The organism is Sphingobacterium pedocola, from assembly GCF_015209965.1.
Classification (GTDB): Bacteria; Bacteroidota; Bacteroidia; order Sphingobacteriales; family Sphingobacteriaceae; genus Sphingobacterium; species Sphingobacterium pedocola.
The window spans coordinates 1,599,618-1,621,098 of the sequence record NZ_MU158689.1; the positions used below are offsets into that span (position 1 = coordinate 1,599,618).

At 45.5% G+C, this 21,481-nt stretch carries 14 protein-coding genes; 2 read left to right on the forward strand and 12 right to left on the reverse strand.

Annotated elements, in window-relative coordinates:
• The 6 genes from C4F40_RS06765 to C4F40_RS06790 all read right to left on the reverse strand — a co-directional run.
• The coding region (locus tag C4F40_RS06765; RefSeq protein ID WP_196938583.1) for a beta strand repeat-containing protein at window positions 1–4,637 on the reverse strand (4,637 nt) is incomplete at its 3' end.
• Window positions 4,638–4,718: 81 nt separating this feature from the next.
• Window positions 4,719–5,261, reverse strand: coding sequence for a phage tail protein (locus C4F40_RS06770; protein WP_196938584.1), 543 nt, complete (start codon window positions 5,259–5,261; stop codon window positions 4,719–4,721).
• 28 nt (window positions 5,262–5,289) lie between these two features.
• Window positions 5,290–6,153: a metallophosphoesterase family protein gene (locus C4F40_RS06775; protein WP_196938585.1), complete on the reverse strand. Its 864-nt coding sequence runs from the start codon at window positions 6,151–6,153 to the stop codon at window positions 5,290–5,292.
• A 160-nt stretch (window positions 6,154–6,313) separates the two neighbouring features.
• Complete coding sequence (cysC, locus tag C4F40_RS06780) at window positions 6,314–7,816, reverse strand: adenylyl-sulfate kinase (protein ID WP_196938586.1); 1,503 nt, start codon at window positions 7,814–7,816, stop codon at window positions 6,314–6,316.
• Window positions 7,803–8,741, reverse strand: a complete 939-nt coding sequence (locus C4F40_RS06785) for a hypothetical protein (protein WP_196938587.1) — start codon at window positions 8,739–8,741, stop codon at window positions 7,803–7,805. Before C4F40_RS06785 ends, cysC begins: the two co-directional genes overlap by 14 nt.
• Complete coding sequence (locus tag C4F40_RS06790) at window positions 8,742–9,419, reverse strand: aspartyl/asparaginyl beta-hydroxylase domain-containing protein (protein ID WP_196938588.1); 678 nt, start codon at window positions 9,417–9,419, stop codon at window positions 8,742–8,744.
• A 125-nt stretch (window positions 9,420–9,544) separates the two neighbouring features.
• On the opposite strand from C4F40_RS06790, the gene C4F40_RS06795 reads away from it, so the two are divergent.
• On the forward strand, window positions 9,545–10,510 hold the full coding sequence (locus tag C4F40_RS06795; protein ID WP_196938589.1) for an SAM-dependent methyltransferase: 966 nt from the start codon (window positions 9,545–9,547) through the stop codon (window positions 10,508–10,510).
• Between the two features lie 478 nt (window positions 10,511–10,988).
• On the opposite strand, the gene C4F40_RS06800 is transcribed toward C4F40_RS06795, so the two are convergent.
• The 4 genes from C4F40_RS06800 to C4F40_RS06815 form a co-directional block, all read right to left on the reverse strand.
• Window positions 10,989–12,434, reverse strand: coding sequence for a TlpA family protein disulfide reductase (locus tag C4F40_RS06800; protein ID WP_196938590.1), 1,446 nt, complete (start codon window positions 12,432–12,434; stop codon window positions 10,989–10,991).
• A gap of 171 nt (window positions 12,435–12,605) precedes the next feature.
• The gene (locus C4F40_RS06805; RefSeq protein WP_196938591.1) at window positions 12,606–14,042 is read right to left on the reverse strand and encodes a RagB/SusD family nutrient uptake outer membrane protein; all 1,437 of its coding nucleotides are present in this window, start codon (window positions 14,040–14,042) and stop codon (window positions 12,606–12,608) included.
• A 12-nt stretch (window positions 14,043–14,054) separates the two neighbouring features.
• Window positions 14,055–17,309 carry a SusC/RagA family TonB-linked outer membrane protein gene (locus C4F40_RS06810; RefSeq protein WP_231389950.1) on the reverse strand — a complete coding sequence of 1,085 codons (3,255 nt, stop codon included), beginning with the start codon at window positions 17,307–17,309 and terminating at the stop codon, window positions 14,055–14,057.
• Between the two features lie 181 nt (window positions 17,310–17,490).
• Window positions 17,491–18,513, reverse strand: a complete 1,023-nt coding sequence (locus C4F40_RS06815; RefSeq protein ID WP_196938593.1) for a FecR family protein — start codon at window positions 18,511–18,513, stop codon at window positions 17,491–17,493.
• A gap of 225 nt (window positions 18,514–18,738) precedes the next feature.
• Here C4F40_RS06815 and C4F40_RS06820 point away from each other — a divergent pair, with 225 nt between their 5' ends.
• Window positions 18,739–19,317, forward strand: a complete 579-nt coding sequence (locus C4F40_RS06820) for an RNA polymerase sigma-70 factor (RefSeq protein ID WP_196938594.1) — start codon at window positions 18,739–18,741, stop codon at window positions 19,315–19,317.
• Window positions 19,318–19,388: 71 nt separating this feature from the next.
• Here C4F40_RS06820 and C4F40_RS06825 read toward each other — a convergent pair whose 3' ends face one another.
• Both C4F40_RS06825 and C4F40_RS06830 read right to left on the reverse strand, forming a co-directional pair.
• Entirely contained in the window at window positions 19,389–20,303 is a 915-nt protein-coding gene (locus C4F40_RS06825; protein ID WP_313785144.1) for a PorP/SprF family type IX secretion system membrane protein, read from the reverse strand.
• A gap of 21 nt (window positions 20,304–20,324) precedes the next feature.
• Window positions 20,325–21,481, reverse strand: a 1,157-nt coding sequence (locus C4F40_RS06830) for a T9SS type B sorting domain-containing protein (protein ID WP_196938596.1), incomplete at its 5' end; no start/stop codon positions are given.

The window sequence follows — 21,481 nt, forward strand, 5'->3', positions numbered from 1 at the left end:
AGCGCCAGTTCCGTATAATTCGAGCCGGTGATGGTTGCCGTTACCAATTGTATGCCTACATCCTTGCGGCTGTTATTTGTATAGGCGACAGCTGTTCCAACCGGAAGTGTACCACTGATGGCAAGTGATTTCGCCGTGCCGTCGTAGACAAAGCTTCCGTCACCGAACGTGATCCCCGTGATTGTCGACGGTGTGACTTCAAGGTCAGCCGTCAATACCAGTTCCATATAGTTACTTCCTGATATTGTGACCGTTACCACATGTGTCCCTACATCCGTGCGGCTGTTATTTGTATAGGCGGCAGCTGTTCCAACCGGTAATGTACCAGTGATGGCAAGCAATTTGACCGTGCCGTCGTAGACAAAGCTTCCGTCGCCGAACGTGATACCCGTGATCGTCGCCTGTGTAATAGTCAAGTCAGCGGTCAATACCAAAGTAATGAAGTTAGAACCCGTGATGGTTGCCGTTACTTCCTGCGCTCCCACATCCGTGCGGGTGTTGTTCGTGTAAGCGACAGCTGTTCCCGCTGGCAGTGTACCACTGGTCGCAAGCGACTTGACCGTGCCGTCATAGACGAAACTTCCGTCATCAAACGTGACGCCCGTAATCGTAGCAGGTGTGATCGTCAGGTCAGCTGTCAGTACCAGTTCCGTATAATTCGAAGCAGTGATGGTTGCCGTTACCCCCTGTGTTCCAACATCTGTTCGGCTGTTATTGCTGTAAGCTACGCTCGCGCCTGCCGGTAATGTACCACTAATCGCAAGCGATTTGGCCGTGCCGTCGTACACAAAGCTTCCGTCACCGAACGTGATCCCCGTGATCGTCGCCGGTGTAATAGTCAAATCGGCGGTCAATACCAGCTCCGTATAATTCGAGCCGGTGATGGTTGCCGTCACTTCCTGCGTACCCACATCCGTGCGGCTGTTGTTCGTGTAAGCGACAGAAGTTCCGTCTGGCAGCGTACCACTGATGGCAAGCGACTTGACCGTGCCGTCGTACACAAAGCTATTATTTTCAAACGTAACACCTGTTATCGTAGCAGGGGTAATTTCTAAATCGGCGGTTAGTACCAAAGGGGTGTACCCCGGAGCAGAGAAGACAGCTGAAACCGTTTGGCTCCCGACACTTGTACGACCATTGCCGCTATATATTACTGAAGCATCGTTCGGAAGAATCCCTTCAAACTCCAACATTTTCTCCGTACCATCGTAAACAAATACCTTATCCGATAAAGACAAACCAGTAAATAGGGTCGTAGTTACAGTTAGATCAAATGCCGGCAAACTAGCGCTTAACGTTCCATCGGATACACTAATCACAATCCCTGTTGTAGTACCTACATTCGCGTTCGTCGGTATACCAGATAGCTCACCCGTCACCGAATCAAACGACGTCCAACTTGGTTGGTTGACTATACTAAATAGGAATACATCCGAGTCTTCATCAGTAACAGTTGGGACAAAGCTGTAAGCCACGTCCTGATTTACACTAGTCATCGGAGTACCACTAATAATTGGTGTATCATTAACAGCCGTAATACTAACATCTTTCGTACTGGCCGTACTCGCATCCATACCATCATGGACCACAAAGCTCAGTTGGCGGGTAGCAATATTGGGATCATCAGAACTATTATTATAGGTTACCGATGCCAGGGCGCTTTGCCATTCTGCGAGCGTTGCAGACGCACCACTAGACGTCAACGACAGCATCCCCGTACCACTGTTATAGTTTCCAACAATATTGCCCATGCTAATACCGTCATTCACGAATGCCAGAATATCTTCAGCTATCTGGAAGTTAGCGCTGATGCTCACAGTGGCAGAAGCTAGGGTTGTATTGTCCATATCATCCACCGTAATGCCAGCATCAATTACAACCGGTGTAGAAACCACATCGCTACCTTCAATAAATGCGGTAGCACCTGATGTAGTTGTTACAACCGGAGCACTATTAATTGGTGCAGTCAGGGTAAAATCGTTGCCCGTTCCACCCATATAACTAGCTTTTAACACCTTACCGTTTCCAGCGGCAACAATTGACCCTCCCTCTGACAAAAGGTGAAAAGCATTTGCTATAGCTCCCGAACTGTTGTTAACGATTATCAAGTAGACATCACCTTGATCTGGGTCATAGCCCTGCATAACGTCGAGAGTCGGTTCTTCAGTAAGATTTACGGTACCTTCGACGATAACCTGATCATAACCTGTACCAGCTGTAACACCGTTTATTTGAACATTCAGCATAGCGTCTGTAGCCATATTCAGACCACCATTGATCTTCAGCGAACCAATACTGCTACCACCCGGAGATAGCGTACCGCCAGAATTAACGGTTAAGGTTCCACCAACAGTCCCCCCATTACCTGTCAAAGTAGCTCCTGATTCGATAGCCAAGTGGCATGGCAAAACAGCATCCAGCTGTAAAGTACCCGCAAGGACAATGACAAGCCCGCTGACACTGGATACCGGGATACTATTCTGAATAATTAGTGTTCCAGCACCATATTTGGAAAGGACTCCCGATCCAGCTAAAGCACTCGCGATCGTTATGTTTCCCGAAGCATTGGTGAAACTCACGATAGCACCTAGGGTAATGGTGCTGCCTTTAATAACAAGACCGGAGGCCAAATCTGCATTGATGACTAAATCTTCATTTATACTAAGGTTCCCAGCCAAAGTCATTTCGCCATTTACATCATTTGTGAATACTAAACTCTGATTACCCGTCGTCATATTCGCAGCAATAGCCACCGCCTCGCTGAAGCTCACACCATCGTTGAGGTTGATCGCAGCAGCATCAGTACTATTGGTAATATAAATCGTGTTGCTCCTCACGGCGACATTGGCAGTAGTGTTCAATGTACCGTCACTTAGCGTGAAACGGATAATTGCATCGCCCGCAGGAGTGTCGTTACGGTAGCCGATAGTACGCAGCACATTTCGCACCAGGGCATTGGTGGCAGACATATTGAAGGTTATTGTCAATACCCCTCCCGTATTGGTAAAGGTAGCAAACGTTGTACCCGCAGTTTGTAAATTTCCACCGCTAACAGTGTAGCCGTAGCCCACCTGGTTAAATCCGAATATATCCGAAGCCAACGGACTGTTTGCCCGCTGCACTGTGAGGGTTGCACCTTTCCAGTTGGTGGCGTCAAACTCGGCATCAGCAACTGTGGCATCAGCGCTTGCATCCAGATTCACTATGTTACCTACGCCCGCCCAGCTAACCGCATTACCGTTCAGATTACCGATAACAGGGGGCGTATTCAGAACTGGGCATAAACTAATATCATCTAAATCCAGGTACTGAAAACCTCCGCTGAGCGTTATTACCAGTTCATCAATAGCTGATGTCCCAAGATCAAATTTTGTATATCCATTATCCGTCGCAAAATTTGTATTGAAACCAGTACTTACCGTTAGTATATGTATCGAAATTCCGCCCAATTTTCCAACTACAGTAACTGTACCAGTATCCGTTGGATTAGCACCATTGATATCCGATGAAAGATATGCATAGAAACTATTTAGCCGAAATGAGTTGCTGGTACTTTTAATAACAAATGATCCTGTTCCAGTTCCAGTAAGATTAAAAGGTGAACCACCCATCCCCGTTGCAGGCAGGTTCTTCTTAACTTTCCAATTTCCTGTCATCTGGTAGTTCATTCCATTAGCGGAGAAAGAAGTCGCATTATCAGTCTGTCCATGATCAAAAGTCACTAAACCACAAGCGCCCACGTAATGACTGTCACCTGCTGTAAATGCAGGCGTGCCGCCAATATTACCTATAGCGGTAGCAATATCGGTCGCACTGTTCAAATCCAGTCTGAGTGTCCCCTCCCCCGTAATCTCTGTAATTGTAACCCGATATACAGCCGTTGATATTGGCGTGACCGATGCAATATTACCTGAAGCGTTACCCGTAGGCTCCAAATTAAAATCATCCAGACTAACATTGACTACCGGCTTAGTAAAGGTGACCAAAAAGCTCATGGAAGAAGCCGACGAGTTTGGCGTGCCGTCTACAACGATGCTCGATACCGCAGCTGGTTCCGCGGTACCAGTATTCTTTGGCGGGCCGGCCATGAACTGATCTACGTATAGGTTCAGATCTGTTCCACCGATACGGATTTCGTCAATATCATCAAAGTCAGCATTCAGTTCGAAAGTTTGATTTAGACTCCCATCAAAATTGACGGACACACTCGAGCCCACGGGTACTCCCGCTCTATATGCCGAAACCGTGCCCGAAAGACTACCCCCCGCCCCAGCATCTTTTAGGTAGATCCCCTTAAATTGAAAATTACTATTATCCTTTTTCTTAATTGTCCATTGTGTAATTCCACCAATAGCCGAATTATTATCGTAAAGCGTCGTAGATCCCTGATATCCAACCTCCGACTTCGCCGTAATGACGGAATTATTGGTAGAATTTATGATAAACACAAAACCACCAGCCTCATCCTCTTCATTGATGGGACTCGGACCGTCATAACCATCAGCAGCTCCGAACGTTTTACCATATCCATGAGAATTTATTAGCCCGTTGAAATCGACGGTTGTCTGTCCAAGTAGTGCCGAGGTAGAAAGAAATATAAGCCCGCAGACCCATAACAAAGAAGAAGAAAATTTCATAGTAGATAGTAGTAGTAATTGATGTAGCATACGCCCCGATACAGCGTGCCAGTATAAAAAATTAAGATAGTTTACACTATCTTAATTTCTCGATGGATAGACACCTTCCATACAAATGATATAATTCAATGCTAAATACGGCTGCATATTCAGATGTGGCTGTGAACCACCCGTAGGAGCAACAGTCTGAGGAGACAGCATGGCATTCGGTGTTGCTGAGGTATACATATTCGCAGCTACCGTGTTTCCCCGAGCAATCGTTGCATTTCCAGTGGCTAAAAGGTGATCGGCGCCCAGCTCGGTTGTTCCATTTGCACTCGATATGTTGATAAAATGCGAATGATGTGGTATTTCCGTCTGTGTCAAAGTCACCAATTCCTGTCCGCCAGTCTCTCCAAGGGTATAAGGCCTAAGTCCAGGTCCCTGTCCCGTTCCAACCGGCACCCGGCTTCCTAGGTTGGGCAACGCGAAAGTATTTTGTCCATCTCCGCCATATGTGGTCCCAAGCAAGGAGAACAGCGCGCTATTCGAATTTATGGACAATAATTGCCCCCGACAAAACGCCCAGCCCCGGGGCGCGTAGTTGCCTGCGAATAGAATTATTGATGCTAAAAAATGATCCATTGTTATATATTTTTAGTGTAAATTATTATTAGGTGAATAAGGCAGTATTGTCAACGCTTTTAATAGGATGGTGGGTCAACAGATACGGCAATAAGAGGTTCGGTGTTCTCATATCCAGCACCTGCTTACCTACGAGATTTCCCTCGCTTGTGCCTATGCCACAGATCACATCTGTTTTATTTCTATTTTTCAGAATATATTGAGCCGGACGAGATTTTTCCAAGGCGCCACATAAGACGATATCCAACGCATCGCTACTTACAATATTTTCCATAACAAACGACTTTTCATATCCTTCTGGGACCAAACAAATACAATAATCACAGGATGAACCCCTTTTGAGTGTCTGCGCCCACTTATGCATTTGCTTCCAAGCTAATCGATCGGCATCCACGTCTGTGGATGGCCCCAATGCTACAATGCCGATACGATTGCTCCCTAGATTCACGATCTCGTAGGGCTTTATCCATCTTAACCATTCTGTATCGTTCCGCTGTCCGTGGCTCATGACCAACGTAAATTGACATTGCTTAGCTAATCTCAGAAGAAGATCTTCTCCCAGTCTCCATTCATTGGCTCCGACAGCCGCGACCTGATATCCCGTTGTGTTCATCTGTTGGATCAGGCGCAGATCAGTGGTACCCAGTGAAAAATTTCCGGTGTCCAGCCAAAGCGCCTGTTTGGCTTCTATCGCATTCGGAAGGTTGGCCAAGAGTGTCCGGTCTCCATGTAGGTTTCCCGTAAAATAAAAATGCACGTTGCTTGGATCGGCCCTCAGGGAAAACCTAGTGGTTCGATCGAGTTCTCCAGAAAAACCCTTTTGCCCGACTAAAAGTGAGCCTGATAGAATGCCCATTTTTAACAGAAAATCCCGACGGTTTACTATATTCATTTGGTATGGATCGTTTTACTAAGTTATGCTATGTATGATAAATCTCACGAGAAGATATGGCTCCAATCTGCTACGAATATCGTCTATTGCTTAAAATCCCTGCACCAAAAGGAGGGGACAAATGGGGGACAATTATATATCGTATTGATAATCATCTTGTTTAAATACATTCAAAACTTAGGTACTGCACAAATCTAGGAAGGGATCCCTGGTTTGGGGTTGCCGCATGTGGCGTCGCATCCAGCCACAGGATCAGATCCCCTTTCTTCCCCGACAGTAATTTTACTTGGTTTTGGCTACGTAGTATCTCCAGCGTAGCTTCGACCGTTGCATAGTTTGCAATAAGCTCCTTATACTGCTTGTGCATAGCCGGAATTAAACTGAAGGCTCCCCCGTCTTCGGCGACATCATCCAAGTATATAAGTCCCTGTATGTGATTTCTCGGTCCGGTCTCCGGATCAATATCCCAATGAAGGGGACTAGATCTAAAAGGATAACCCGTCCAGAGTGGAGGCATATAACCCAAGGGGGCATTCAGCGACAGTAGCCCTTTACTACGGTACAAGTCCTCAAATACCGAGCGGACGGTTTGATTATTACGGATTACCTGCGTCGACTCGTCTTTTACCGAAAATAACATAATCCCCTGCCATCTTGGGTCAGTAGGGCACCAGGTACTAACATCTCCGAGATTTATTCCAAGTTCTTTACAAATGAGGTTCCGTACCGCATCGCAATCTGCCACGGGTATTAACCCAGGTAGCACCAAATAACCTTGCTCCTCCCAACACTTCAATTGCTCTTGGGTTAGATATTGATATGTGTATGGTTCCGAAACTACCTCCTCTTTGCTGATCCAGGATAAAAACTTTTCTATTCGATCACTATACAGCTCCGCATCGCCTACATGGTCACTCAACCATTTTTCAAACTGTACATCGTCTTTACAATCTAAGAAAAGGAATCGATAAAGATCTCGAAGATCCAGTTCAAATAACGCGCTGAAGATGCGGCAATTTTTTATAAATGCAATGTCGTTACTTTTCTGATCAGGTGAAGCAAGGCTTTCCTTTCTAAAGCGGCTTAAAAAATTTATAAATGCAAGATCTATTTTATTGTTTATAAAATGATTGGTGATATAAGCTGTTAACTGTTCAATACATTGCTCTTCGGAAAGAGCGTCGGTATCCAAGTACAGATCCGCTACCAGCGGCCTTTCAAAAGGATCCGAGATCCCTGTAAACTGGGCGATATACTTTGGATCGTCTTCGTCGCGCAAAGCGCTTTTATATAAACCTTTAGGATCCCTATGTATCAGCGTTTGCAAAGAACAATCCAAAAAAAGCAGCGGCGCCCCAAACTGCCGTCTAAGAAAATCCCGACCTTCTTCATACGGATTGATAGCTGCTATAAGGACGAGGTCGTAGTCCGCGGCCAAGGCAAAAGCAAACCGCCCCAACCTTTTAATATTTGTAATTCTGTCGGCACGGCTAAATCCCAGATCACTACATAAGGTCTGCCTATATATATCCCCGTCCACGATCGCCACACGATATCCCTTCTCTTTCAATATTTGTTTTAACCTCTTGCTCAAGGTTGTCTTACCTGCTCCCGACAAGCCAGTCATTTGATAGATGACGCCCATATTACTATCGTTTTTCATAAATTTTAACTAGATTTTTGTAAGCAGATAAACAGGATCGATATGGAAAATCCTCCCAATACAGCGTAGGTTCTTCAAAAGGTTGTTTAGGATTTTTGCTGTGCTGCCGCGTGCGTGCCTGCATCAATTCCATGTTTTCAAGCCGATTAGCGATGTGGTTATTAAATGCTTTTAACATATTGTCCATTCCTGCATTATAATCGAAAAAACCATCTAGTGGATGCTGCATTGCTTCAATAGTCATTAAGTGATCATAAAAACCTTTCAGAACGTCTGCTGTAAACTGATCAAAATTCGTATAGTGTTCTACCTGCACCTTGATCTTGGTACAGCTCTCTGGGAGATAGCCTGGTATCATCTGTATCCCCCTTCTTTTCTGATGCGATCGAATGATGGCTTTAGGTTCCCTGCTCAAGAAATAAAAATAAGTATCCGGATACCAGGACCTTAACAGTGTATATTGGTATAGGTGCCAAGAATCTAATTTTATGAATAATAAGCTTTCGTTTAACCGTTTCTGACCGAGTAATTTGAGCGTATCATTAAACAACCTTTGCCTACTGCTACCCTCAGGAAATGCACTATCTTCCAACCTTAAGATATCATCCAATAACGGCGCTTCGGGGATAACAATGTGCTTTGTATCTTCGACAAGGCACTGCGACAATAAAGTAGAACCACATCGTGACACATGAAAAATAAAAGCGCACGGAGCTGCATAATTCATCTCAGCTGCCCAGCGATGCACCACCTCTATTGTAGTTACCGACTGATATCTTGACCGTTGCCGCATAACCATTCTATTCCAGGAAATACTTTCATCAAAAAATGGCTCTACTATCCGTCGATTGCCCAGATCCAACCAATGGATCAGTGGGCCATCCGCAGTCATTTCCAGTTTGTAAGGTATCCAATTGTAGATCATCTATGTCTCTTCCCGTAGCTGATCAATTAATTGTCTTGCCGTATCAGTATCCAATAATTCCAATTGCGCAATCATGGCCTTTTTGGTAGCTTCATCATATTTAGGCTTTTTCACTTCCCTATACCCCTGTTGATTGAACCATACATCGGTCTCCGCAGTCCGGAGTCCGTCGATTACCAAATGGACACGCACTTCCTTACCTCTATTATGAATGTGATGTACCTTATCGAAATTAATATACCAGCACTCTCCTTCCTTTAGAAATAGCCGTTGATCATCGACATAAAATTCAACCCCATCATTCGTTTGAATCGGAATATGTATACGATATACCCCATCCTCATAGTTGCATCCCCTATCGCGGTGCGGTTTAATGACAGCTCCCGGATACAATGCCATATATCGGACACTTTCCTTTACACCCGGAATACTATCCAACACACTTTTAGTATAAGGCAGACGATCCATCAGTGATGTATCCCGATAGGGTTGCTCTGTAAAAATGGGAAGTATATCAGTTATTTGGCCAGATTTTGAACGCAGCGCGATACAATTCCATTGACCTTCATAATCATTCTGATTAAAATGGCTTACCCATAGCTCTTTAAGGCAGAAATCCAACTCTTGTCTCAACGTGTGTTTATCAAGGGATAGATCAAATTTTAAATAGATGCTCAATATTTATCGATTAATTCTAGTGAGGAGTTAAAATTAATATATTTTTTTAAAATTATGTCATTTTTTATCTATCGACTTTTCCCTATATTAGACCCCGAAAAAACATGCCGCTTTAACCAGTACCAATGACTTCTATACAGGAAAAATTAAGCCATTATACAAAAGATATACTTTTCCCACTTGGCTTTCATGCTAAACTTGCACCAGCGATTACGGGACTAACTGATCTTTTATTTACCCTGCATGCGATAGCACCTGAATCAGAAGACTTAAGAACTCATTTGTCTACAAAATCTGGCAACGCAATAGGCCCACTATGGGCTGCATTATGCATTAAAGAAGTATTCCGTACCCAGCGGTTTATACAAGCTACTCATCAAGCAATTCAGGATAAATTAGCGCAAAAAGAAGGCCCCATTCAGATCATTTACGCAGGCACAGGGCCTTTTGCGACGCTAGCTCTACCGTTGATGAGCTACTATACCTCAACAGAAGTGCAGTTTACACTACTCGAAATCAATCAGATTAGTTTTGATAAAATGGAACAGACGATCAATTTATTTGGATTTGAAGATTATGTGAATACGGCAATCTGTGCAGATGCTTCTACGTGGCACGTTCCAGCTGATCTCTCAGCAGATATCGTATTGTCCGAGACGATGTACAATGGACTTTATAAAGAACCACAGGTCGGTGTTATGCTCAACTTTGCAACGCAGACGGATAATAGTTGCATTTTCATACCAGAGGAAATCAAAGTTGATCTTGTTTCAAAACCATTGCAGGTGGAACGCGTTAATCATCTAGATACGCTTATAACATTCAATCGCGCGTTTATGAACAGTCTTATCCAGCAGTCAACACATCGGTTGTGGGAATTTCCTATACACCGGATACCGCTGCCTGCCCTTGCTCAAGAAAAACTGTACCTCGCTACCGAAATCACGATTTATCGAGATTTTACATTAAAAATTAACGATAGCTCGCTGAATTTATTAAGACGCTTTCATATACCCCTACCCACAGAAGGATCCGAAATCGTCGTGCAATATCAAATTAAAGAAATTCCAGCATTTGAGGTAGTAGGATAACCAACACATTGTTAGGCTGTTCATAACGAAGATAACACCTTACGTCAAAGCAAGCGACGGTAAAAAAGAAAAGAAGCTTAAAACTGTTCACTCATTAGCTCACTATTTACCATGGCTCCCGCCATGTTACCCGTTGCGAGCATCGGATTGTGGCAGAAGATGGGAAGCAGTACTTCGCGGTATGCATGAAATGCGATGAGACTAAATTAGCCGCCAATCATTTTCACTTTCGCTGCACAAGCTGTGAGACCATTGAGTGCTTGCCCGTACCCGTACATTTCGCCATTCAAGAAAGTTATCAGGTGGAAAACGTGAATTGTGTGCTTACGGGAGTTTGCAACGATTGTTCGGTAGCTACATAGATGTGCCTGTAACCTTTACTTATTTACTTATTGACTTCAGCAACGGGGATTTTACCATGCAAAACATCCCCCTCAGCATTTTCACCGATGGGGATGTTTTTTAAGAAGTAGTCTGTTTAGTCCAGTTTATCCAGTATGGATCGTAATCGCTCGTCCGATGGCCGCGGTGCATTAACATCCAGGATTCTCCCTTCTTTATCTAACAGCACAAACCGCGGTATTTGTAGAATATTGAAGGCTTTGGAAATCGCCTTATTATCGTTCGCATCCAACCAAACTTGCTCGCCGGTCAATTTTTGATCACGCACAAAGTCCACCCATTTTTGGCGATCTGCTACACGGTCCATCGACATACTGACAAAAACAATATTCTTACCCGCATAATCATGTTCCAATTCCTTTAAGAAAGGTATCTCCTGAATACATGGACCACACCACGTTGCCCAAAAATCAATATAGATATATTTCCCTTTCCATTTTTCGAAAGTATACTTTGCTCCTACGGTATCCTGCATACTGATCGCAGGCGCCGGATTTCCCTCCAGCATACCTTCCAGGTGCTGGTACTTATCCTTAACCACTTTCGCCAGATCTGGATACGGACAGGAAGAATCAAATTTCTCGTACAACTTTTTCTTGAAATTAGTCCGTAATGCAAATGCATAATATTCGTACAGCGATCTATCGGAAAGTTTCTTCGCAGCAAAATCAAAGCGATCCCCCGGGTCTGCCGACAACTTAAACGCCTCTTTGAGGTAATAGTCCAAGAAATAGAAATAGGCAATACCTTTATCCATGCGGCTATCATTTACCCGTACGTGCTTTAAAAAATCATAATAGGTAGGATCCGGTTGAAATTCATCCTTCCGGTAGCTGACCCGCATTGAAGGGTATAATAGCTGCGCCATAATAGCGTCACCGTATATCGTCCACTCGCTCACATCCTTCAGATGCTTGCTCAATTTACTTTTTTTGTGGTATGCCTGCAGGAAGTTATTTCGCGCTTCTTCCCTTTTGGCCACATAAGCTCCGTACTGCGTCGGATCATATTGCACATAACCAAAGTAATTCTTCAGATGCTTATCCGCATATCGATTGAACTGCCAGTCCTCCTGGTTCAAGTATTCGCTATCCGCATGATGACGTCCGCTTATCTGTAGGGTTTGCTGTACATCCCCAACCGTTACCTGCACCACCTGTTTGTCGCCGGGTTGCAGATAGAGGTATACCATTTCCGAACGATTAGTATTGGTCGTCATGGCCGTATCAATTCCATTCCCAAGAGTCAAGGTAAATTTTTCTTCCACGGGCGTAGAGCCAAAGACCAAGAATGCCCTTGCAGGACCGGATATGGAGATTTCGACGCGAAAAGCGCCATGCTCGTCTACGTCTACCTCTTCCTTTTGCAAACTACTCAGTAATGCATATTCTTGATAGTTGAGCGATATCGTGCTTCCCTTAAAATTTAAAATCTTACCGGAAATAACTGTTTTCTTTGCAGCCGCGGCGTTAGCAGCATAGGCAAACAGCAGTGTGACGCACAGTATTAAAATTCTTTTCATCCGTTTGTTTTTTTTGTGATGTGCTCCATTTGTATAGGTATGCACAAACTTCCGCTTCATTTAGCTTTTAGAAGAAATTTGTTACATACCGCTATAACAGGGAGCACGATATGCAAAGGAACGTGCCTAACCGTCCAAGATTTAGCGTACTTAGGCACGTTCTTTCTGCTATTAAAAATCTTTGTTCAGATTGGGGTTGGACGCTACGGCAGTCTCCGGCAAAGGAAGATAAATGGCATCCGCTTTCCAACTCGGCTTCAATGCCGGCAAGATATCGTCAGCACGTGTTTTTCCGGCCTGGCCGGTTACACTTGGCCACCTACGCAAATCGTACCACCGATGTCCCCATTCGGCAAATAATTCGACGCGACGTTCCTGTTCAAGAGCCATACGTACGGCATCCTTGTCGTTGTTTAATGCCAAACCATCGAGGTCTGCCCGCGAGCGGATGGCGTTTATATCCGCCTCAGCACCGCCGTAGTTCTGTTGGTTGTAACGTGCCTCCGCCCGTATCAGGTATTGCTCTGCCAAACGGAGCACCATGGTATACTCGGCTACGGGTGTCACCGCAAATCGCGCCTTATATTTGTGCGGATACTTGTGCGTCACTCCAGCGGCAGTTGTAATTTTACCGACCCAATTCTCGTCTCGGGCATCACCACTTTCAAAGGCATCATACAGATGGTTAGGAATCAACCGGAATAAAGGCGTTCCTGTCACTAAGTTAGCCGGGATGATCAGGAAACCTTCCCAGGTATTGCGACCATTTGCCGTATTGATGGCTTGGATCTGCCAGATTGCCTCCTCACTATTTTTCAAAAATACTTTTCCGATATCATCCGTAGGCATCAGCTTATACGTCGTATTATTAATTACCGCTGTCGCTTCCGCCTCTGCTAAAGCAGACTGGTTTGTGTAAAGATAAGCGCGCGCTAACAAGGCAGACGCCGCTGCTTTATTCGGGCGGATGCGTTCTCCTCCCGCCGTGTTGACTTCCACTCCCTGCGGATAACCTGCAAAGAGACTTTCTTTGGCATCTTTTAGATCGGCAATAATCTGCGCATACACCTCCGTTTCGGGCGAGCGTCCTTTTGTGTTATTTTCGTTCACATTCGTGCCCACGATCAAGGGCACTCCGCCAAAGTTGTTGACCAAATAGAAGTAACAGAAGGCGCGCAGAAATTTCGCTTCCCCAAGCAATTGACTTTTCACATCCGGCGACAAGGCGGTAGATTCTTCCAAGCCTTCTATACACATATTGACCTGGGCAATATACTCATATGGCTGTGTCCATAGTGTATTTAAAAACTGGTTTGATGGTAACACGGCATTGTTTTTATATTCCTCATACGCGGCGGAGACAAAGGCATACGTAAACTCATCCGCCTGCATTGCGGGCAAGATCATGGATAAGACATTGGCAAACTGATAGTTTAGCTGATTCATGCGCCCGTAAACCCCAGTAACCGATGCCGTAGCTGTCTTATTATCCGAAAATGCCAACTCCGCAGCAATCTCATCCTTTGGTACACCTACATCCAGAAAACTGTCGCAGGCATTTAAGCCCGATAGAAGGGCTAGAAAAGTGATATATTTAAAAAATCTCATGGTTATTCAAATTTAGTACGTAAAACGAAGACCTACAGTGTAATACTTTAACGGTGGCATCACCCTTCCTTTAGTTTCGGGATCAAAGCCATCGTAATTCGTGATCGTGAATAAATTCTGTCCCTGTCCATATAGGCTAATGCGCTGCGATTTTAGCGCCGGTAACAAGGAAGTAAAATCGTAGCTGATCATCACATTCTTTAGCCGTATGTAAGACGCATCACCCCAGAGTGCGTCCGAATGCCTATAATAAGTATTGTATGCCGCATAAGCCTCATCGTTCGAATTTACACCTGCACGAGGTACATCGCTGGCATCATTGGCTTCTCTCCAACGATCACGTACCGAGGTGTCAAAATTCACCATGCTGCCCAATGCCGCGGGAGCCATGTAGCCGAAGTTAAGCTGTTCCCCCTCCTGCTTTACAAATTGAAGCAAGAAACTTAAGCTCAGGTTTTTGTAGCGCAGCGTGTTATTCACACCGCCGAAGAACTTAGGGGAGCGAGACCCGATTACATAACTATCATCCAATCCCTGGCTAAGTTCCCCATCGCCGCTCAAGTCTGCAAACTGAGGTACGCCCGTCTGTGAATCCACTCCAGTGAATTGATACCCGTACACGATATCCATTGGGTGTCCGATCGCGTAATACTGTTTATTAATATTATCCGATTCCAGCCCCGGATAAGCAACCAGTTTGTTTTTTGCGATAGTCAAATTGGCAGAGGTATTCCATTCAAAATTCGTGTTTTTTATATTCACTGAGGTCAGTTCAAACTCCCAGCCCCTGTTTTGTACGATGCCGGGCAGGTTCGCTCTATAACCTGAAAAACCCGTCTGAGGTGATAACTTTTGTTCGATAAGCTGATTATCTGATTCATTGTAATAACGGTTTACATTCAACGTCAACCTATTGTTAAGGAACCCCGTTTCCAGACCAAATTCCAGCTTACGTGTTGTCTCCCAGCTGTATAGTGGATTCGCGACACGTGTTGGATGAAGGCCCGCTATGCCACCGTAGGCGTAGGTATTGAAGCTCCAAGTGTTCATAAACTCATAATTACCAATCTGATCATTTCCAGTTACTCCGTAGCTGGAGCGGAGCTTTCCAAACGTTAACCACGAATCATTATCCTTCAGAAAATTTTCCTCGGAAAATACCCAAGCGGCACCTATGGAACCGAAATTACCTACCCTTCTATCGGGACCAAAGCGCGACGAGCCGTCCCTTCTAAATGTACCATTCACTATATATTTATTGAACCAGTTGTAGGTCAGGCGTGCGAAACCGGCTTGATATCTATATTTGGAATACCTAAATCCATTGGATCGTACCGATACTGCCGCATTGATATTATTCAACTGGGTATCTGACGTGAAGCCTTCACCCACGAAATAGGTTCCCTCACGGGTTCCCTGTTGCCAGGTGGCTCCGGCCAATACATCCAGTTTACCCCAGCCGGTATCCCACAGATAGCTTACTTGCGGTTCGATACTGTAAGAATCGTAGGATCCATTGCCCAGATAAGACATGCTTCCAGAACCTTGCAGCGGGTTAAACGATGTGCTCGGATACATCTGGATCTGATTGAGTCCCGTATGGTTGTAGCCCAACGTCGTCGATATGTTCAGGTTGGTTATCGGACTGTAGCGGATTGTTCCGCTCGCCAACAACGCCTTATTACGTGTCTCATGTCTACGTTGTAAAAGCGCATAAGGATTTTGCGTATTATCATACCAATAGAACGAACCATCTTCGTTGTAAATTGGCATATTCGGCGGCAGGTTGTAATACTGGCTAATATCCGTTGCCATAGCATCGTTGAAATCTGCCGTATAATTTGCCGTTGCCGAGACGGAAAATTTTCCATCCGGCGCATTGTGGTTTACGCTCAGCATACCTGAACCTTTGTTATACCCATTGTCTCCGGGCTGTACGGTTGTCTCTTTACGCAGCGTACCCGTCAGCAAGAAACTCGTGCTTTCGGAGCCGCCTCCAATGGAGGCGTTTGCTTCCGTTAATTTGGCAGTACCGCCCATTAATTTTTTCTGCCAGTTTTGATCCAGATTTTGATCCCATTCAAATAGATCCGGCACCGTCGGTTCCGGCGTCTCACCCGAATTCGCAAATGCTTCACGGCGCAGCTCCAGATACTCCTGGGTCGACAGCATTTCCACCATATTGGTCACCTTTCCGGCTCCGGTATAGGCGTTAAAATTAACTGCAGTTCTTCCCGCTTTACCTTTCTTCGTCGTAATCAAGATTACACCGTTAGCACCACGTGATCCATAGATTGCTGTTGCATCGGCATCTTTTAGTACATCGATCCGCTCGATATCGCTCGGATTGATCCCTGCAATCGGGCTCTGTGCGCCGTTATCACCATTGAACATGTTTAACGACTCCGAGAAGTAAGGCACGTTGTCTACGATATATAACGGCGAATTGTCCGCTGCAATGGAATTTAATCCGCGCAGACGTACATTCGGCGAAGATCCCGGCAATCCGTTCGACGAGCCAATATCCAGACCGGCAATTCGGCCCTGCAAGGCTTCCAAGGCATTATTGACCGGCGCACGTGCGATTTCTTCGCTGCTGATAGAGGAGGTCGATCCCGTGCTCACGCGTTTACTTGTCGTACCGTAGGCAATTACCGTTACCGCATCCAGATTACCGAAATCCGGAGACAGCAGCACCTCCTGTCCATCAGCGCTAAATGTTAGTTCCTGCGTCTGATAACCCAGATACGATACCTGTAACAGCACGCTTCCAGCGGTCTTCAGTACGAATTCGCCATTCTGATCTGTCGACATGACTATATTAGTACCTTTTACACGTACCGTAGCCCCACGCACAGGTTCTCCGTTTTCGTTGCGTACGGTTCCTCTCCGTGCAGACTGAGCTACACCCTCATCAGGCTTTTTCGTAGCTTCATCACTGGCGGGAACATTTTTTTTCTTTTTGATAACAACGGTCTTTCCGACCTGGCGATACGCTAGATCGGTATTCGTCAATAGATCTTCCAAAATGGCCTCCACATTGTTGCTACGCCGTGTCGTTCGTGTCTGTTTATATTTCACGACATCACCGCTTACATAAGTAAACCGTATGTTTGTCTGCTTTTCCAACGCTTTAAAAGCTTCCCGTAAAGAGATGCTTTCTGTGGGCAACGAAGCCCTGATCTCAGCCAGATTCTGCGCTGAAGAATTGGCTGCGACCATCGTCGCAAACCATGTTAATAATACTGCTAGTGCGGATATTTTCATCAATAATCTCCTATTGCACTTCTTTCGAAATAAATGCATAATTTTGGTAATGATTTAGTATAACGTAATGTGTGTATTGAATCCTTTAGCCATTTCCGGGGTCCAGCCGGAATGGCTTTCATTTTTCTTGTACTCTATCTGGTCATTTTCATTTCATAATCTTATCTTTTAGTTGTTTAGGTTAAAAAATTACATACTTTTTATTTTCTATCTTGATTGCTGTATCTGTCAATGTAGCCAATACCTCGAGTACGTAGGCCGGGTCGCTTTCTTTGAGCACCGAGAGGGTAATGATTTCGTCACGTAAAGAAGCTCTATCCAAACGAATTTCAACGCGATAGAACCGTTCAATGTCGGCTATAACAGCTGCAATAGGCTCATCTTCATACTCCAGGTATCCCGATGTCCAACTGCCCACGACTTTGCTTTTCAACTCTTTTTCTTTCACCGTTCGGAAAGTTGTAGTCGAGCGGGCCGGCACGTTCAGCTCTTGATTTTGGATCAACGTCGCCAAGGTTTCATTTCGCTTTGAAACCATGACCTTTCCCGTTTTCACCGAGACCTGTATTTCCTTCATATTGGGATAGGCTTTGACATTAAATTTTGTTCCCAGCACCTTGGTCTGCACGTCGCCCGTATGTACAATAAAAGGCCAGTTTTCCGCATGCTCCACTTCAAAGTAAGCCTCACCTATCAGTGTCACCTCACGCGGCTGTCCACGTTTAAATTCCTGAGGATATTGCAGCTGCGAGGAAGAGTTAACCCACACTTTGGTGCCGTCGGCGAGCAGGATGACCTTGTTCTCATCTGGAGCAGCATGCTTGATAATCTGTACCTCCGAGTGGTTCGTGATCGGCCAATGCTGATAGAGCAAGCCCGCTAAGAGCAGCAGCAATGCACAGGCCGCCACACTTAGATACATTTTCACTGTAACGGAACGACGCCGAGGTAATGAAATTTCCTTCTCCGTAAAAGTTGGAGGTAGATCCGCAGCGTGGGGCGATTCCCAAAGCTTTCCCATATCATCAATATACGTTAGTGATGGATCGTCGCGCCTGAGTTGTTCATACAGTTCTTTGATCAATAGTGCGATATCCTCATCGTACTCGGCCGATCGAATAATAGCGAATAGTTCGTCCAGCTCCTGACGGTTTGCCCTGTTGTAAAAATACTGTTTCAGTAAATAGTTAACTCGTTCTTTCATCTTGCAATCTATACTAAAGACGAAGCTCAAGATACGATGTCCTATCTGAATTTTATTTTTTTTACATTTTTCTTAAAATGCCTGCATTATTGATCGTTACTTCATGTTTATTTTATCTAAGTTTGTATTAATCCCTTAAGTTTGAGACCGGCAGCGACAGATTTCCGAAATAATCGATCACTTTATCGCCGCCGATCACGCAAAAATATAGCTCTAACGCACGGTATGAAGGCAAAGGATGAATCTAAAGACGAAAATCAACTCACGAGCGATGGTGCCACGCATCAACCGCAGGAAGATTCGTTGCATCTTTTGTTTAACGATATCTTTCTTTCGTACGAAAAGCCACTTTTCAAACTAGCCTTCAACCTCACTAAAGATAGCGACGTAGCCCGCGACATCGTACACGATGTTTTTATGAAGCTCTGGGAGATACGCCACCAACTGCAGGAGATCCAATCGGTCGAATCCTTTCTATTTATCCTTACGCGTAACAAGGTGATGGATTATCTGCGCAAAGTATCTTCGGATGCCCGCCTAAAACAAGCGATCTGGGAGTCCATGCAGGATCTTCTCACCGAGCAGCCCAAAGGGATCGAAGAAAAAGAGGTTCGGGAAGGCCTTCAGGAGGCCATTGACCAACTGCCTCCCCAACGAAAAGTAATTTATCAGTTACGGGACGAAGGCTATCCGTATCAAGAAATCGCGGATAAACTGCAGATATCAAGGCATACGGTAAAGAACCAGATCAGCTCCGCGATCAAGTCTATCCGCCAAATGATGGAGAAGTTTTTGATGCTGTAGTTTGAAAATATCTATTATTCATGTCAGAAGGAGAATTGACGTGCTGGCCTTTTTATAACCTAGTCGTAGGATTATAATAAACCAATCCCTCCAACACGGTAACGTAATCCAACTTCATGCGTGTTATTGGAGATACGCTGGTTAAGCGTACCGGTGCCGGGACTGAACTGATAACTGTAGCCTATGCCGAAATTACCAAAGTTCAGCTGCAGCAGCGCCGAAAGGTCACCCTGGTTCTGCACTCCCAGTCCCAGTCCTAATTTCCGGGCCATAAAAAACAACGCGCTTACATCATACCTTGGTGTCTGCTCGTCCATATGGCTCACCAAAAACGAAGGCCTGACATGGAACATATCGTCTAAGCGAAACAGCGCACCACCGGTGATATAGTATACATTACCAAACTCATACTCCCGGTCCTCACGTCGGTTAAGGGAAAAACGGGGCATCGAGACACCTACATAGTACCGATCCTTACTGTAATAGGAAGTACTGATGCTCAAAATGCCCGCCGTCTCCTGGATATTGTCGCGGAACGAGGGATCGGTGCCGTCCAGGCTACTGTAGTCTCCCTGAAAATACAGCAGCCCCCCGCCCATCGACAGACTCAGGTATTCGTTTTCAGACAAACGTACCGACTTGGCAAAATAGGCACTAAATTCGCTTTCTTTGACCACACCCAGTGCTGCATGCTTGATATCAAAGCCAACCGCGGCCCCCATACGCTGGAGACCGATATTACCGGTGGCCCATAACGACTTTGGCGCACCGTCTACACCCAGCCATTGGCTGCGCCCCAGTACGGAGACGCTCCCCTGTTCGTCCATTGTGCTCAGCGAGGAGTTAAAGCTGTTACGCAACTGTCCAAACTGGTTGTAGCTCACGCCATGCTGGGCCCGGATAACGCCGGGTAGCAGCAGCACGAGCAGCAAAAGAACAGCAACTGTATTCATATGTGATATTTTCATGATATTCGATCTTTTCATCTTTAAACCTATTTCCTACTGTTAGTTGCCCGCGCTACGTTTAACCACAAAGAAGCCCTTTTCCCGTTTCCATGTGTTACCGTCCTTCACATCAAGGTAATAATAATACGTTCCATCAATGACATACTCTCCCGTAAATGACCTGTCCCGGTTGTTGTAACCTTCGATCTCGTCCAGCACACGGCCCGACTTGTCGAAGACCGTAACCCTATTTTCCGGATAGTCCCCTATCCCCTCGATCATCAGGAACTCATTGATACCGTCGCCGTTCGGTGATACGGCCTTATGGACCAGGATCGGAAGCGCAGCATCTTCGGCGTTGGCAATACGGATTTCAAGCACCACCGTCTCTGCCGCCAGGTAGTTCGAATTGCCTGCCTGCGTTGCCGTCACACGCACTGTTCCCAGACGATGTACCGTTAAGTCCGTACCCGAGACCGTAGCGATGAAGGCATCATCTACCGATAGGTTTACCGGCAGATCGCTGCTGGCATACACATCCAGGGCAATTGTCCCGGCATCACGCGATAATACTCCCGGAGAATTGAAGGTAATAGTTTGCTCGGCCTTATTGATCGTAAGGGACGCATTCAAAATCAAGTCGTTATAATTAATACCGCCATCGATATTCGCTGTAATGCCATACGTACCGGCGTTGATCTGTGCATTGTTGACATAATTTACCGTCGTTCCAGCCGGAAGTGCACCTGTAATCGCGAGCGACTTGGCCGTGCCGTCGTAGACAAAGCTTCCATCTTCGAACGTGATGCCCGTAATCGTAGCCGGTGTGATTGCCAGATCAGCTGTCAATACCAGTTCCGTATAATTGCTTCCCGATATCGTAGCCGTTACTTGCTGTGTTCCCACGTCCGTGCGGATGTTGTTCGTATAGACGACAGCAGTTCCATTTGGCAGTGTACCTGTGATCGCAAGCGATTTCGCCGTGCCGTCGTACACAAAGCTGTTATCTTCAAATGTAACGCCCGTGATCGTCGCCGGGGTAACCGCTAGGTCAGCTGTTAATACCAGTTCCGTATACTTGCTTCCACATATCATAACCGTTACCACCAGTGTTACCACATCCGTGCGGATGATGTTCGAATAGACGACAGCAGATACCTTTGGCAGTGTACCCCTGATCGCGCACAACTTCACTGTACCGACGTAGACCTGCAGCC